A 15,835-nucleotide genomic window follows, 5' to 3' on the forward strand; every position below is an offset into this window, starting at 1 on the left:
ACCTCCACTCGAAAGGATCTTGAATGTCCATTAAGGCAATTGCGCTCGACATCGACGGCACGCTCACCAACGATGCGAAGGTTGTCACCCCCCGTACCAAGGAGGCGCTGCTCGCCGCTCAACGTTCGGGTATCCGGCTCATCCTTTCTTCTGGGCGTCCGGTGCAGGGCCTCCGCGCCATTGCCGCCGAGCTCGAGCTTCAAGACAATGGCGGCCTGCTCGTCGCCTTCAACGGTGCGCGCGTGATCGACGCCCAGACCGACGAGGTGCTCTTCGATCAGCCCATGGAGGAACGCGCTCTGCGCGCGCTCGTTGGGCACATGCGCGACTTCGACGTCATCCCCTGGATCACCGAAGGTAAATACCTGTACGTGGAGCGCGGTTGCAGGCACACCATCACGTATCGGGACGCTCCCTTTGACATCGTCGACTACGAGCGCAGGATGTGTGACCTCGAACTCGTCGAGGTCGACGACCTGCTCGAAGTGTGCTCTCGCCCCCAGGATAAGCTCCTGTGCGCCTCCGAGCCGGAGTACCTACAGGCGCATTGGCGCGCGATGCACGAGCCCTTCACTGACACACTTTCCGGTATGTTCACGGCCGACTTCTACTTCGAGTTCATGGCCCCTGGCATCAACAAGGGCAATGCGTTGGCCGGCTCGCTGCCCAAGATCGGCATCGACGCGTCCGAGGTGATCGCGTTCGGAGACGCCCAGAACGACATCTCCATGCTCGAATGGGCGGGCATCGGCGTGGCGATGGGCAATGCGACCGATGCCGCCAAGGCTGCGGCCGATGAAGTCACCGCCTCCAACAACGAGGACGGCATCGCGCTCGCGCTCGACAAGTTTTTGGGCTAAGGACGTCTCGCCGGGGCGATTGTGGTACCGTCTCATATGATGGCTTAAGACGTATCAATACAGGAGGAGATCGATATGGCGAAGATGCTTGACGATGGTTCTTCGACGCCTCTCTATGCTCAGCTGCGCGAGCTCCTCAAAGGCCAGATTGTGGATGGCGCTTTCGTTCCCGGAGAGAGGATTCCCTCCGAGGACAAGCTCAACGGCCTGTATGGCGTGAGCCGCATTACCATTCGCCGCGCCCTGCAAGAACTCGTTAACGAGGGATATCTCGTCAAGTGTCCGGGCAAGGGCACCTATGTGAGCGAGCGTCTCCCGGGCACATCCGTTTCGTCCAAGGTCCGTGCCAAGTTCACCCAGAACAATGACGTCCAAAGCTTCACCGAGGCGTGCGAGAGCAACAACCAACGCGCCGGCGCGCATTTGATGTCGATCGAGGAGGTAGAGGGCCTCGACGATGCCCGGGCCTTCTTTGGTTTTGGCAACGAGGGACGCCTGCTGAGGGTTGTGCGCATCCGGACGGCGGATCGCACACCCATCATGGTTGAGGAGAATTACTTCCCCGCCGAAGCTTATGCGTTCCTGCGCAGTGCGGATTATGAGGACACTTCACTTTACGACATCATTCTGTCCAACGGCCATGGCGAGCCGATGCTCACCGAGCCGTGCGACCTTGATCTTGAGAAGGCGTCCGCCGAGCTTGCGCCGCATCTCGATGTTCCCGTCGGCGAACCACTCTTCTGCCTTGAGGGCCGCTATTACGATACCGACGGGTCGCCCATGTACCTTGGCAGGCAGCATATTGTGGGCACACGGTATACCTTCCGCATTTAATGTGCGCTAAGAGTGCTCCTGATTGGGGCCGGCGGAGCACCGCGTCCGTACAGCCGAATTTCGATCGGCCCCCGGGCTCTATGAGAATTAACGCCCCGATGGTGTCTCCATGGGGGCGTTACGTGTATGTGAACACCTCTGATTCCAACGGACAATGGACGCGTTGCCGGTGAAAATGGTCTTTCCTACGGAAGAAGGTAATGCTGTACTAACCTGTCATATACAACTTAGAACTAAGAAAAACCACTCACCGCGAAATACAGGCCGTTTACAGAACGCTTCCTATAACAGGATATGACAGGTTATACCCTGCCTATAATAGGTCTTGCATCGACGAGATAAGTTGGATGAGGGGAATGCATAATGGCTCAAATCATCATCGCAACGCACGGCGGGCTCTCCCGCGGCATGCTCGATTCACTCCACATGGTCGCCGGCGGTGCAGCCGACGGCATCGAGACCTACAGCCTCGAGTTCGGCCAGAATCCCAATGACTACTACGAGCAGCTCCGCGAGCGCATCTCTGCATCCGACGAGCAGTTCATCATCATGTGCGACATTAAGGGTGGTAGCGTCCACAACGCCCTGTTCCGCCTCACCGAGTTCCCCAACGTCGTGATCTTCTCCGGCCTCACCATGGGCATGGCGCTCGAGATCGCCCTTACCGCCCGCGACGGCCTCGATGCCGCCGCCGCCGAGCGCGTGCTCGAGGCCGCCCGCGAGGGCGTCACCGTCTGCATGGGCGGCGAGGTCGTCGACGAGGAAGAGGACGAGGACTTCTAACCATAGGGGGCAGGGTCCGTTGCGGCCCTTTCGCCATCCACACCACATCGGCAACGCCGCATGAGCGGCTCAGATGAAAGGAAAACGACATGATCAAGATGCTTCGCGTCGATCACCGTCTGCTTCACGGCCAGGTGGCCGTCTCGTGGAAGAGCGCCCTGGATGTCGACTGCATCCTCGTCGCCAACGATTCCGTGCCTGGCGATGCGCTGCGCAAGAGCGCCATCAAGCTCGCCAAGCCTGCCGACACCAAGCTCGTCATCAAGACGATCGACGATTCCATCGCGGCCATCAACAGCGGCAAGACCGACAAGTACAAGCTCTTCATCGTCGTCGAGTCCATCGCAGACGCCGCCCGCCTCTGCCGTGAGTGCGGCATCAAGCAGCTCAATCTCGGCGGCACGAAGGCTACCGCCGAGACCCGTGCCATCTCCAAGGCCATGAACGTCACACCGACGGAGGAGGAGACGCTGCGTGCGCTCGTTTCCGAGGGTGTGGATGTCGAGATCCAGATGGTTCCCGACGATGCCGCCGTCAAGGTGGAGCGCGCGCTGTAGCAGACCCTCGAGCGACGTGCCGTGAGGTGCCGCCGCTTTGAAACCTTCCCACAACCTGGCATGCAAGGCCCATCGGCGCATGGGTAGGGGAGGTTTGTGCCTGAAATGCCAGGTTTGCTTATGCACAAAGGGGTGGCGAGGGGCCGCCTCTTGAGATATGCAGAAAGGAGCACAGATGATCGTCCAAGCCATCCTGCTGGGCCTCGTCGCCATGCTCGGCAACGCTGAGTACCTGCTCGGTACCAGTTGCCTGTCCCGTCCGCTGGTGATGGGAGCGCTCACCGGCATCATCATGGGTGACATCCCCACGGGAGTCACGCTCGGTGCCACCCTGGAGCTCGCCTTCATGGGTTCGTTCTCCATCGGTGCGAGCATCCCGCCCGAGATGATCTCCGGTACCGTCCTCGGCACCGCGTTCACCATCTCGACCGGCTCCGGTCTCGAGACGGCACTCACCATCGGTATCCCCGTGGCCTCTCTCGTCCTCATCGTGAAGAACGTCGGCATGGTCTTCATCCTCCCGCCGTTCGTCCACAAGGCCGACGACTACGCCGCCAAGGGTGATATGGCCGGCGTCGCCCGCATGCACTTCCTGGGCGGCTTCTTCGGCGTCAACCTCATCATCGGCCTGTGCGTCGCCATCGGCTTCTACGCCGGCGGCCCCGCGGTCCAGGCGCTGCTCGACATGATCCCCGAGTGGGTCTCCAACGGCCTGCAGATCACCATGGGCCTGCTGCCCGCCATCGGCTTCGCGCTGCTGCTCAAGATGATCATGAACAAGACGGTCGTCTGCTTCTTCATCGCCGGCTTCGCGCTGTCCACCTACCTTGGCATCCCGACCACCGGCATCGCCATCTTCGGCGCGGTCGTGGCCGTCGTGCTCGCCCAGATCCAGCAGAAGCTGAACGCCCGTCCCGCTCTCGCCACCGAAGGAGGTATGGACGATGACGACGACTTCTAACGACGCCGCGGTCCAGACCGCAGACGAGCGCAAGCTCACCAAAAAGGACCTCAACAGGGTCGCCATCCGCTCGCTCGGCATGGAGTGGGACTGGAACTACGAGCGGCAGATGAACATGGCGTTCTGCTACTCGATGCTCCCGATCATCAAGAAGTTGTATCCCAACAAGGATGATCAGACCGAGGCCATGCAGCGTCACCTCGAGTTCTTCAACACGACGCCGCACATGTCCACGCTCATCCTGGGCATCACCGCCGCCATGGAGGAGCAAAACGCCAACGACCCCGAGTTCGAGACCGAGTCCATCAACAACGTCAAGGTCTCCCTCATGGGCCCCTTGGCGGGCATCGGCGACTCCTTCATCTGGGGTACGCTGCGCATCATCGCCACCGGCGTCGGCGTGAGCCTCGCCGCCCAGGGCAACATCCTGGGACCCATCCTGTTCCTGCTGCTCTTCAACATCCCCGCTCAGGGCCTGCGCTTCTACCTCATGCACGCCGGCTACAAGCTGGGAAGCGGCTTCCTCGCCAAGGTGCAGGAGAGCGGCCTCATGGAGGTCCTCACCTACGGCGCCTCCGTCCTGGGCCTCATGGTCATCGGAGGCATGACCGCCGAGAACGTTGGTATCAACGTGCCGCTCGTGATCGGCTCCGGCGAGACCGCGACCACGCTGGGCGACATCTGCAACACGATCATGCCCGGCCTGCTCCCGCTCGCCTTCACGCTGCTGATGTACTGGCTTGTGAGCAAGAAGAACGTCAAGACCACCACCCTGCTCGTGGCGCTCGTGGTCGTCGGCCTCGTCGGCTCGTTCTTCGGCATCTTGGGCGTGTAGGCCGCGACCGGCCGAGGTATCGCCTGAACGGGGTGCCACGTTGTGACGGAAAGGCGGCTCGCACGGACGGGGAGCCGCGCCCCATCAACATTTGGAGCGGGGCGTCGCACCGTGGGCGTTGCGCCTGCGTGCGGCGCCCCGCTTCCCTAATTTCAAGGAGGGGACATATGGACACGTTGGAAGAGCGCGTATGGTCGATGGGGGACTACGTCGACGAATCTCCCCGCGTGGCGCGCGAGAACCTCGCCCGCGCCGATGAGCTTACCGAACCGCTCGTGGCATGCTGCGGCGGCCGCGTCCCTGCAAGGATCCGCCTGGTGGCATCTGGCTCGTCGTTCAACGCCTGCCAGTGCGCACTGCCGTTCATGGCGTCGTGCCTTCCTGGCGTCCAGATCGATGTCGTGACGCCGCACCGGTTCACCTATTACGAGCCCGAGGTCCGCGAGGGCGAGCTCGTGGCGGTCGTGACCCAAAGCGGCCTGTCGACCAACGCGCTGGAGGCACTCGACGTCATCCGTGCCCAGGGGGCCCGCGCTGTGTGCCTGACCGGCAACGTGGGGGCTGACGCCCGCGACCATGGCGACGTCATGGTCGATTGGGGGGCGGGCACCGAGCTCGTGGGCTACGTGACGAAGGGCGTGACGACGCTCGCGCTGTTTCTCATGATGTTCGCCGCCCGCCTGGGCGGGCGCCCCGAGCGCATGGCCGACCTCGCGGCGGCGGTGGAGGTCCTGGACGCGGTGCGCGCCTCGACCTACGAGTTCTACCGCGCCCACGAGAAGGCGCTGACGTCGATGCGTCTGAGCTACAGCATCGCCGCCGACGGAGCCCGCGGCGTCGCCCTCGAGGGGGCGCTCAAAATCGGCGAGACGGTGCACGTCCCGAGCCCCGCCTACGAGGTGGAGGAGTTCATCCATGGGCCCAACCTGCAGATCACGCCCGCGTATACCATGTTCTTCTTCGATGCGCCGGATGCCGCTCGTGAGCGCTGCCGCTTGATCTACCGCGCGGCCCGCGAGGTGAGCGACGCCGCGTTCCTGGTGACGAGTGCACAGGCAGCCGAGCCCGCCTCGACTGCGGAGCTCGCCGGCGACCCGAACGTCCTTGTGGCCCCCGAACTTCCCGCTGCCGACCTCGCCTCCTTCGCCTACCTGCCGTTCGTGCAGCTGGTGAGCCATCTGGCGAGCAGCGCGCTCGGCAGCTCGAAGCAGCATCCCCTGCTCAAGCGGTTCAAGGCGATCGCCGCGGCGAAAACCGAGAACTTCGTGAACTACGACGGCGATGACTGATTTTCGGCGGAGAGCCGAAATAACCCCTACAATCATGCAGAGCGGCACGCGCGCATCCACCTGCGCCCCGGGCGGGGAGGATGCTTGGGCGCGTGCCGATTTCACTAACCGGACAGGAGACCCCGCTCATGACCCAGCCCGCCTTTCCCTTCAAGGCCGTCATCTTCGACATGGACGGCGTGATCGTCGATACCGAGAAGTTCTATTTCGACACGCTCGCCGGGATGTTCGACGCCGCCGGCATCGATGTGCCCCGCGAGTCGTTGTGCTCCGCGGTGGGCGCGTCCTTCAAGGACTTCAAGCGCAACCTGGTAGCGTGGTACGCGCTGGGCGGCGAGCAGATCACGGAGGACGAGGGGCTCGAGCGCTATAACGCCTGGGAATCCGCGCATTATCCGGATTTCGCGTCCCTGCTCAACCCCGGGGTGGTCGAGACCGTCGACGAGCTCAAGCGCCGCGGCGTCCGCGTCGCGCTCGCCTCATCCTCGCCCATGGGCAACATCCGCGAGGTCCTCGCCGCATGTGGCCTCGCCGATGCGTTCGAGCTGGTCACGAGTGGCGAACAGTTCCACCAAAGCAAGCCCAATCCCGAGATCTACCTGCACACGCTCGAGAGCCTTGGCCTCATTGCGGACGAGTGCTGTTGCGTGGAGGATTCCGTCCCCGGCATCACCGCGGGCAAGGCGGCCGGCCTCACCGTGGTCGCCAAGCGCGAGGACCGCTTCGGCTTCTCCCAGGAGGCGGCCGACTATACTATCGATTCGATTCCCGACCTGCTCGAGGTCGTTATGCCGCTCGGTCGATAGAGGCTGCGGTTGCCCCGCGCGCGTGGTCGTGTTTGAGAGGAAGTGACGGCGTGGCAGATGAGCCTATGGGCATCCCGCCCAAAGACCGAGCCCAGGAGGGCATCCGGTGGTATATCCACAACGCCGGCCTGACCGGAGGGGACAAGTTGCCCTCTGAGCGTGTGCTTTCCGAGCGCCTCGGTGTCTCGCGCACGGCGCTTCGTGCGGCAATCACCCAACTCATCTCGATGCACGTGCTCGAGAGCAGGCAGGGGTCGGGCACGTACGTGTTGCCGCCTAAGCCCATCAACATCTTCCAGGAAACCCGGAACTTTTCCGATGCCGTCCGCCGCGTGGGTCGTGAGCCCGGCGCCCGCCTTCTCGACGCCCGCGTTGTGGATGCCGATGAGGTGCTTGCGGCCAAGTTCGATCTTGCCGTCGGTTCGCGCGTGTTCGAGGTCCGCCGCGTCCGCTTCGCCGACGACGTTCCCGTCGCCGTGGAGACCTCTTATATCAACTACGCGCTGTGCCCCGGTATCGAGGGGCACGACTTCTCGCGCGAAAGCCTCTACGACGTGCTGGCCCATGAGCACGGGATCCGCGTCGGGCACGGTACGGAGCGCGTCTCCATCGCCCGCGCGACTTCCCAGGAGGCGGAGAGCCTGCTGATCGACGAAGGTGAGCCGGTCTTTTTCGTGCAGGCGCTCGAGCGAACTGCCGCCGGCGTGCCCATGGAGTATCTGAAGGCCGTCTACGTACCGAGCAGGTATCGGTTTGCGAGCAACGGCTGCAAGAACGGCGAGGTTCCCGAGGGGGTGTCGAGCACATGGCTCACGTGGTAGGTCACAACGCGGTGGTGCGAGACGAAGCCGGCGTACGAGACTTCCGCCGCCATGACCTGGAGGTGACCGCCCTCGGGGCTCCATGTGTTTCGCGTCATGCCGGCGAACCCCGATACGTGCAGATTCGCCATGCCATCGAGCACCGCATCGCCGAGGGGGCCTATGCGCCGGGGTCGGCCATCCCCTCGGAGCACGAGCTCGCCGCTGCGTTCTCGACCACGCGCCTGACCGTGCGCAATGCCATCGACGGTCTCGTTGAGCGGGGGCTCATCCGCCGCGTGCAGGGTAAGGGGGCATTCGTTGCCCAGGGCGGCGCGGACTCCGGCTCGCGGGTGAGCGGATTTAGGTCCGCTGCGGGGGCGGCCCGCGAGGTCGCCTCGGTGCGTCAGCTCTCCAAATCGCTGCGTGCCGCCGGGCCGCTATACGCCCATCTCTTCGATATCGATGAGGGCGATGAACTCTACTCCATCCGCCGTCTCAACAGCACTGACGGAACGCCCGTGTCGCTCGAGCAGACGCTCGTCCCCGTCAAGCTGTTTCCGGGCATTGAAGATGTCGATGTATCGGTGTTCAGCCTTTATGAGACGTATGAAATGTGCGGTAGGCCCGTTGCCCTTGCACAGGAGAAGCTCGACGTCGTTGCGTTGTCCGCGCGTGATGCAGGGCTGCTCCAGGTTGAGCCGGGGAGCCTCGCCCTATCCCTCGAGTGCGTCAGTTTCGACGCCGATGGCAGGCCCATCGAGCACGCCTATTCATTGACGCCTGCAAACCAGGGTGGATACACCTATCAGTACTAATATACATCGAATGACGGCGGACAGGTGCTCACGCAACCTGTTCGTCGTTGTCTGATTCAGGGGAAATAACCGCTTACGGAGAAGATGTGACCGTTCGCGGGAAACCTTCTGGCATCACCAAAATGGTATGAAAAAGCGTTAAGATGTACTCAACAAGTGGTATTAAAAACTCTCAACTTGGATATGAGAGGCCACGGCGGCGAAGGGAGCCAGCAATGAAGGAGACCGAGAAGATCGAGATCATGCACTTCGACCAGGAGGGCTACCTCGAGGACGGCAGGAACGTCTACGAGGCCGGCAAGAAGATGACCGCCCTGGCCGACCGCGTGCACGAGGAGGGCTACGACGCCGTGTTCCTCATGGGCGTCGGTGGCACCTGGGACGAGTTCATGCAGCTCGAGTACCTCATGAACAAGTTCGGCGACAAGGACCTCGAGGTCTACCTCATCCACGCCGCCGAGTGGAACGTCATGGGCCACAAGCGCATGACCGAGCGCTCCATCGTGCTGACCGCCTCCGAGTCCGGTACTACCCCCGAGGTCCTCGAGGCCATCGGCAAGATGAAGGAGATGGGCGTTCGCGTCTACGCCATGACCAACCCCGAGGGCAAGATCGGCCAGGCCGTGGGTGCCGAGAACTGCGTCATGATGGCCTCCGACCACGGTGCCGGCGGCTGCGAGAAGGGTTACTACCTCGCCGACTGCTTCGGCCTGCGCCTCCTCAACCGTCGCGGCTGCTTCCCCAAGTTCGACCTGTTCATCGAGCAGACCAAGGACATCTGGAAGGACATGCTCGACATCCGCAAGCGCTTCGAGCCCCGCGCCGAGGAGCTCGCCCGCAAGTACGCCCTGGCCGACTACACCATGTTCATCGGCTCCGGCGCGCTGTGGGGCGAGACCATCCTCTACTCCATGTGCCTGCTCGAGGAGATGCAGTGGAAGCGCATCCGCCACATCACCTCGCATGACTTCTTCCATGGCACCCTCGAGCTCCTCGAGCCCGGCGTACCCGTGTTCCTGTTCATGGGCGAGGACGAGTGCCGCGCCCTCGACGAGCGCGTCCGCGCCTTCCTCACCAGCGGCGTGACCGGTGACGAGGATTACGTCATCATCGACACCGCCGAGTACGCGATTCCCGGCCTGGACGACGACTTCCGCGTCATCGTGTCCCCCTGGATCCTCTCCGTGCTCACCACCGACCGCCTCGCCCGCAACTACGAGCTGGTTACCAAGCATAACCTCAAGTACCGTCGTTACTATCACCAGTTCGACTACTAAGAGATCAGTTGCCAAGGACCTGGTTGCTCATGTCTTAGCTGCCGCGGGTTCATCTGCTGCGAGTCCGGCTCTCAGCAGATTGGGAAATGCGGCTGTCATATGGTCAATTCTGGGGTGCCCGCCATGATGCGGGTGCCCCATTTTCGCTATCTGCTCGGTGTGCTTGTTGAATGAGAGCGTGCGCGGAAATGCGTCGCATACGGAGGGTTGGAGGGCTGGCAGCCTCTCGTCGTTTCGATATGTATAAAACAAGCAATTATCGCGATATTATCGCATAGAAAAAGAGTGCTCCGCGGCTGGCCATCGTGTGGGTTTCCGCAATTGGTCAAAATACCTAAATATTGCGCCCGCGCCGTGCGGACGGATTATCAAAAGCGCAGGTCATAAAAATCAGATCGCTGGCATAGCGGGTGGCGACGGCGGTATTGTTCGGTTCGCTCGGAAAAACCGCAGGAATTGCGAACGAGGGTCGTTATGCATGCTAGAGATTCATTCTGATTTGCGCACTATTTGGGTATTTTGACCACAATCGCAAAATCACATGGCTCAGCTCCTGCTCGATATCGAACTTGTCGAATGCTCCCTCGCTTTGCGCGTCGAAGTATGGCAAGCACCGAGAGCCAGATCCCGTTGACGTCATTTGGATCGCTTACGCGAGTATGCGCGGGCAAACGAGTGCCGTGCGTCAAATCTTGGTGGCGTTATTTTCCGAGAATCGCCGCGCTCGTTTGTGCCATGTACGCGGCGAGTTCGCCCTGCTCGATGCCTCGAATGCGCGCGAGGGCGTTAAGCGTACGGTTCAGCGAGGACTCGAGCTCCTCGGCGGAGTAGGGGGATCCAGGCTGCGCCGGGGCATCCGTCTCCAGGTGCAGTCGACCGAGGGGCATCTGCCGGGCGTATTCCCGTCCGCGCTTGGTGGCGAGCATGCGTTCGTTGACGGAGATGTGGCAACCGAGCTTGCGGAGGCGCATGAAGTCCTCAGAGGTTCCCGAGAACCAATGGAAGATGCAGGTGGCAAGGCGGGGAAAGTTGTGACGTTCAAGGACGTCGAGGGCTTCGGAGGCCGCTCGTACGGCATGAATGGACACGACGCGCCCTGCAAGCGGGCTTTCGCCGCATGCATCTAGGATGCGTTCGAAGGCGGCGAGCTGGGCTGCGCGCGTGCCTATATGGGAAGGGGAGAAGTCAAGGCCGATCTCTCCGATGAATGTATCGCCCGCGGCAAGAGTTGCGGCCTGCTCGACCATCAAGGGGTCTTCGTCGACCCACCAGGGGTGCAGACCTGCGCCAACGCGGATATTGTGGCGCGGCGCGAACTGTTCTCGGGCGGCGAGCGCATCTGCGGGCGTTACGGTCGTGCAGAACGCGGCGATGCCCATGCTTTCGAGCTCGGATGCCACCTCGGCGCCGTTTGCCATGCGGTCCAAGTGGCAGTGCATGTCCACGAGGTTCCAAGGGCGATGTTCACGGCCGTTCGAGCTTGCGTGAAGGGTAGTTTTATCGAAAAAACGCTCCGAATCGGGCTCAGTTTTCGACATTTCTACCCTTTTCGAGCACGGTGTACACTCAGTCGGTACGCGCGCACTCATGCGCGGCCGCCCCGTTTGCCAGCAAGTCGGCCCTTTTGCGCAGCGTCATGCATGGCGAGCGCGGCGGAGACGTCGTCGCCCGCGCCAAGACCCGAAATATGTCGTAGGACCTCGCCGGCAATCATTTGGCCCATGATGGGCGGCATGAAGCTCGCGGTGCCCAAGTCGGTGCGCTCCGAGCGCGCGGCGCCGGGCGCGGCGGCGATGCGCACCGGCTCTTCGCAGGAATAGAGCACGCGCAGGTGGCGGATGCCGCGCTTGCGGCACTCCTTGCGCATGATGCGCGCCAGCGAGCAGTTGACCGTCTTGTGCACGTCGGCGATGCGCAGGCATTCGGGGTGAATCTTCTTGGCGCCCCCCATGGAGCTGATGAGTTCAAAGCCTCGCGTTTGCGCGAGAGCGGCGAGGGCGAGCTTGGTGGACACCGTGTCGATGGCATCGACCACGTAGTCAATATGCCCATCTGCCTCTGTAAGGCAGATGTCGTAGAGGTCTTCGAGGTTCTCCGCAAGGACGAAAGCGTCATGGGCAAAGACGCGGCAGGACGGGCTGATATCTGCGATCATGGCGGCCATGACGTCGACCTTGCGCTGACCAACCGTACTCTCGAAGGCAATGGCCTGACGGTTGATGTTGGAGGGCGCGACCACATCCTTGTCGACGATGAGGAGGGTACCCACACCTCCGCGCGCGAGCGCCTCAACGCAGCTCGACCCAACGCCACCGCAGCCGAACACGAGGACGCAGGCGCCTTCAAGGCGAGCGAGGCGTTCATCGCCGAGTATGATACGCAGGCGGTCCTTCATGGTTTCCATCGGGGCTCCTTGGGAGATTGCAGGCATGCGTGGTGACCTCATATTGTAGCGTGACGCGCACGGCTTGGTGCAATGTCGAAGCGAGGAGATGGTGGGTCGTATATGAGGCGCTCGCACGCAGCGAGGCGCCGGAGCGCGTGCGGGCTGCGGCTCCAAGGCCGCCGTTGCTCTTTGATGCGGCGACGCACGCAACCTGCCGTTCGAGGCCCATGCGCTTGAACGACCACAGCTTGAAACCATGGTGAAGCGAAACGGAAATGCGACCGAAACGAACGCTTGGTCAGGTTGACGGCCGTCCTGCACCTCACTAGGATGCATTCAGCAACCCATCCATTAGATAGGAAAAAACGGGAAGCAATGTCGCACCTGTGAGTGGGATTGCGAGGAGTAGTTTTTCGCCGAGAACCCAAGGAGCACGTTATGAGTCGTTTTACTAAGAACCCCGACCACGAGTTTGGCTTCGACACCCTGCAATTGCATGTCGGACAGGAGAGTCCCGACCCCGCGACCGACGCCCGCGCCGTCCCAATTTATCAAACGACGAGTTACGTGTTCCGCAATTCCCAGCATGCCGCCGATCGCTTTGGGCTGGCCGACGCCGGCAACATCTACGGGCGCCTGACCAACTCCACCCAGGGTGTACTGGAGGATCGCATCGCCGCACTCGAAGGTGGAGTGGCGGCGCTTGCGGTTGCGTCGGGCGCGGCAGCGATCACCCTCACCGTCCAAGCGCTTGCTCGCGCCGGGGCTCACGTGGTTGCCCAGAAGACCATCTACGGCGGCACATACAACCTGTTGGCCCACACCCTCGCCGATTTTGGGGTCGAGACCACGTTCGTGAATATCCACGATCTGGCCGAGGTCGAGGCGGCGATCCGTCCTGAGACTACGCTCGTCTATCTCGAGACCCTTGGCAACCCCAACTCTGATATCCCCGACATCGATGCCGTCTCCGCGCTTGCCCATGCCCATGGGTTGCCCGTGGTGGTGGACAACACGTTCGGCACGCCTTATCTCATCCGTCCGCTCGAGCACGGCGCCGATATCGTGGTGCATTCGGCGACTAAGTTCCTGGGCGGTCACGGGACGAGCCTGGGTGGCATCATCGTCGACGGCGGGTCTTTCGACTGGACCGTGGGCGGTAAGTTCCCGCAGATTGCCGCCGCCAACCCGAGCTATCACGGCGTTGCATTCACCGACGCGGCTGGCGCCGCGGCCTTCGCCACGTACGTGCGCGCCGTCCTCCTGCGCGATGAGGGCCCCTGCATCTCACCCTTCAACGCGTGGATTCTGCTGCAGGGTGTCGAGACACTTTCGTTGCGCCTCGACCGTCACGTTGAGAACACGAAGCGCGTGGTTGAATACCTCGCCTCCAGCCCGTACGTGGCCAAGGTGAATCACCCGAGCCTGCCCGATCACTCTGACCACGAGCTCTACAAGCGCTATTTCCCGCGCGGGGGCGCATCGATCTTCACCTTCGAGATCAAGGGCGGCCAAGACGCCGCGTGGAAGTTCATTGACCATCTGCAGGTGTTCAGCCTGCTGGCCAATGTCGCCGACGTGAAGAGCCTGGTCATTCACCCTGCCACCACCACGCACTCTCAGCTCACCGAGGCGGAGCTCGCCGACCAGGGCATCACGCCCGCGACCATTCGCCTTTCCATCGGTACGGAGGACATCGAAGACATCATCTGGGACTTGGATCAAGCCTTTACTGCACTGTAGGCGTGTGCTAACACCTCAATTAACTGCCTGCCCCTAAATCGAGGTAATGTGTCGGGGTGGATTGGCTGCGCAATTCGTCGAGAATTCCTGCAGTTCTCGGTTTCATGCGACAATGGGGAACGTTAGACCGCGTAAACCCTTGGAAACGGAGCCGTCCATGGCAGAGTTCATCTACCAGATGTATCAGGCGCGCAAGGCGCATGGCGACAAGGTCATCCTCGACGATGTGACCCTGTCCTTCTATCCGGGCGCCAAGATCGGCGTCGTGGGTCCCAACGGCATGGGCAAGTCCACGTTGCTCAAGATCATGGCGGGCATCGAGGAAGTTTCCAACGGCGACGCCAAGCTCACGCCCGGTTACACCGTGGGCATCCTCCAGCAGGAGCCCCCGCTGGACGAGGACAAGACCGTGATCGAGAACGTCCGCCTCGCCTTCGCCGACATGGTCGCCAAGGTCGAGCGCTTCAACCAGATCTCGGTCGAGATGTGCGACCCGGATTGCGATATGGACGCCCTGATGGCCGAGATGGGCCGCCTGCAGGACGAGATCGACGCCGCGGACGGCTGGGACATCGACTCCAAGCTCGGCCAGGCCATGGACGCGCTGCAGCTGCCCGATTCCGACATGCCGGTGAACATCCTCTCCGGTGGCGAGCGTCGCCGCGTGGCCCTGTGCAAGCTCCTGCTCGAGGCACCCGACCTGCTGCTGCTCGACGAGCCCACCAACCACCTCGACGCCGAGTCCATCCTGTGGCTCGAGCACTTCCTCAAGAACTACCCCGGCGCCGTGCTCGCCGTCACGCATGACCGCTACTTCCTCGACCACGTGGCCGAGTGGATCTGCGAGGTCGACCGCGGGCACCTCTACCCCTACAAGGGCAACTACTCCACCTACCTGGAGACCAAGGCAGCTCGCGCCGCGGCGCAGGGCCAGCGCGAGGAGCGCCTCGCCAAGCGCATCGCGGCAGAGCTCGACTGGGTCCGCTCGTCCCCGAAGGCCCGTCAGGCAAAGAACAAGGCGCGTCTGGCTCGCTACGAGGAGATGGAGGCCGAAGCCCGCGCCAGCCAGAAGGTCGACTACACCGACATTCGCATCCCCGTGGGCCCGCGCCTGGGCTCCAAGGTCCTGGTGGCCGAGCACCTGCATAAGGAATTCGACGGCCGCGTCCTCATCGACGATCTTTCCTTCACCCTGCCGCGCAACGGCATCGTGGGCGTGATCGGCCCCAACGGCGTCGGCAAGACCACGCTGTTCAAGACCATCGTGGGCCTGGAGCCGCTCACGAGCGGCAGCCTCGAGATCGGCGAGACCGTCAAGATCTCCTACGTCGACCAGATGCGCGGTGGCATCGACCCCGATAAGACCCTGTGGGAGGTCGTGTCCGACGGTCTGGACATCATGCAGGTGGCCGAGAACGAGGTCCCGAGCCGCGCCTATGTGGCGAGCTTCGGCTTCAAGGGCCAAGATCAGCAGAAGCGCGCCGGTGTGCTTTCCGGCGGCGAGCGCAACCGCCTGAACCTCGCGCTCACCCTCAAGCAGGGCGGCAACCTGCTGCTTCTCGACGAGCCCACCAACGACCTCGACGTGGAGACCCTCTCCGCGCTCGAGTCGGCGCTGCTGGAGTTCCCCGGCTGCTCCGTGGTCATTTCCCACGACCGTATGTTCCTCGACCGCGTGGCCACCCACATCCTCGCGTGGGAGGGCACCGACGAGAACCCGGGCAACTGGTATTGGTTCGAGGGCAACTTCGAGCAGTATCAGGAGAACCGCGTCGCCCGCCTGGGCGAGGACGCCGCCAAGCCGCACCGCGTCCACCGCAAGCTCACGCGCGACTAAACTGACTTGCATCGCCGCGTGCCAAAAGGGGGCGTACCCCTTTTGGCAC

Annotated in this window: 15 protein-coding genes; 13 read left to right on the forward strand and 2 right to left on the reverse strand. The window is 62.6% G+C overall.

All coding sequences use genetic code 11. The features are described from left to right. The first annotated feature begins 23 nt into the window (after positions 1–23). The 11 genes from DWV48_RS02610 to DWV48_RS02660 all read left to right on the forward strand — a co-directional run bounded on the left by DWV48_RS02610 (position 24) and on the right by DWV48_RS02660 (position 9,820). Positions 24–860, forward strand: coding sequence for a Cof-type HAD-IIB family hydrolase (locus tag DWV48_RS02610; RefSeq protein WP_118653175.1), 837 nt, complete (start codon positions 24–26; stop codon positions 858–860). Between the two features lie 75 nt (positions 861–935). Continuing rightward, positions 936–1,694, forward strand: coding sequence for a GntR family transcriptional regulator (locus tag DWV48_RS02615; protein ID WP_118653177.1), 759 nt, complete (start codon positions 936–938; stop codon positions 1,692–1,694). A 363-nt stretch (positions 1,695–2,057) separates the two neighbouring features. Further along, positions 2,058–2,477 (forward strand): PTS sugar transporter subunit IIA, encoded by a 420-nt coding sequence (locus DWV48_RS02620; protein ID WP_118653179.1) that lies wholly within the window; start codon positions 2,058–2,060, stop codon positions 2,475–2,477. 89 nt (positions 2,478–2,566) lie between these two features. Then, a complete protein-coding gene (locus DWV48_RS02625) occupies positions 2,567–3,034 on the forward strand; it encodes a PTS sugar transporter subunit IIB (RefSeq protein ID WP_118653181.1) in 468 nt (155 codons plus the stop codon). Between the two features lie 175 nt (positions 3,035–3,209). After that, on the forward strand, positions 3,210–3,995 hold the full coding sequence (locus DWV48_RS02630) for a PTS sugar transporter subunit IIC (RefSeq protein ID WP_118653183.1): 786 nt from the start codon (positions 3,210–3,212) through the stop codon (positions 3,993–3,995). Next, positions 3,979–4,830 (forward strand): PTS system mannose/fructose/sorbose family transporter subunit IID, encoded by an 852-nt coding sequence (locus DWV48_RS02635; protein WP_118653185.1) that lies wholly within the window; start codon positions 3,979–3,981, stop codon positions 4,828–4,830. The genes DWV48_RS02630 and DWV48_RS02635 overlap by 17 nt, the downstream gene beginning before the upstream one ends. Before the next feature lie 167 nt (positions 4,831–4,997). Further along, positions 4,998–6,119: an SIS domain-containing protein gene (locus DWV48_RS02640; protein WP_118653187.1), complete on the forward strand. Its 1,122-nt coding sequence runs from the start codon at positions 4,998–5,000 to the stop codon at positions 6,117–6,119. Between the two features lie 128 nt (positions 6,120–6,247). Next, on the forward strand, positions 6,248–6,925 hold the full coding sequence (locus tag DWV48_RS02645; RefSeq protein WP_118653189.1) for an HAD family phosphatase: 678 nt from the start codon (positions 6,248–6,250) through the stop codon (positions 6,923–6,925). 50 nt (positions 6,926–6,975) lie between these two features. Continuing rightward, positions 6,976–7,746 carry a GntR family transcriptional regulator gene (locus tag DWV48_RS02650; protein ID WP_233546074.1) on the forward strand — a complete coding sequence of 257 codons (771 nt, stop codon included), beginning with the start codon at positions 6,976–6,978 and terminating at the stop codon, positions 7,744–7,746. Beyond that, on the forward strand, positions 7,731–8,543 hold the full coding sequence (locus tag DWV48_RS02655; protein ID WP_118653193.1) for a GntR family transcriptional regulator: 813 nt from the start codon (positions 7,731–7,733) through the stop codon (positions 8,541–8,543). Before DWV48_RS02650 ends, DWV48_RS02655 begins: the two co-directional genes overlap by 16 nt. Positions 8,544–8,758: 215 nt before the next feature. After that, positions 8,759–9,820: an SIS domain-containing protein gene (locus DWV48_RS02660; protein WP_118653195.1), complete on the forward strand. Its 1,062-nt coding sequence runs from the start codon at positions 8,759–8,761 to the stop codon at positions 9,818–9,820. A 701-nt stretch (positions 9,821–10,521) separates the two neighbouring features. Here DWV48_RS02660 and DWV48_RS02665 read toward each other — a convergent pair. Both DWV48_RS02665 and DWV48_RS02670 read right to left on the reverse strand, forming a co-directional pair. Next, the gene (locus DWV48_RS02665) at positions 10,522–11,259 is read right to left on the reverse strand and encodes a TatD family hydrolase (protein ID WP_233546080.1); all 738 of its coding nucleotides are present in this window, start codon (positions 11,257–11,259) and stop codon (positions 10,522–10,524) included. A 146-nt stretch (positions 11,260–11,405) separates the two neighbouring features. Further along, positions 11,406–12,224: a ThiF family adenylyltransferase gene (locus DWV48_RS02670; RefSeq protein ID WP_118653199.1), complete on the reverse strand. Its 819-nt coding sequence runs from the start codon at positions 12,222–12,224 to the stop codon at positions 11,406–11,408. 420 nt (positions 12,225–12,644) lie between these two features. Here DWV48_RS02670 and DWV48_RS02675 point away from each other — a divergent pair, with 420 nt between their 5' ends. Then, the gene (locus tag DWV48_RS02675; RefSeq protein WP_118653201.1) at positions 12,645–13,949 is read left to right on the forward strand and encodes an O-acetylhomoserine aminocarboxypropyltransferase/cysteine synthase family protein; all 1,305 of its coding nucleotides are present in this window, start codon (positions 12,645–12,647) and stop codon (positions 13,947–13,949) included. Positions 13,950–14,106: 157 nt separating this feature from the next. Then, the gene (ettA, locus tag DWV48_RS02680) at positions 14,107–15,786 is read left to right on the forward strand and encodes an energy-dependent translational throttle protein EttA (protein ID WP_118653203.1); all 1,680 of its coding nucleotides are present in this window, start codon (positions 14,107–14,109) and stop codon (positions 15,784–15,786) included. Positions 15,787–15,835: the final 49 nt, after the last annotated feature.

Source organism: Collinsella sp. AF08-23 (genome assembly GCF_003479805.1).
Classification (GTDB): domain Bacteria; phylum Actinomycetota; class Coriobacteriia; order Coriobacteriales; family Coriobacteriaceae; genus Collinsella.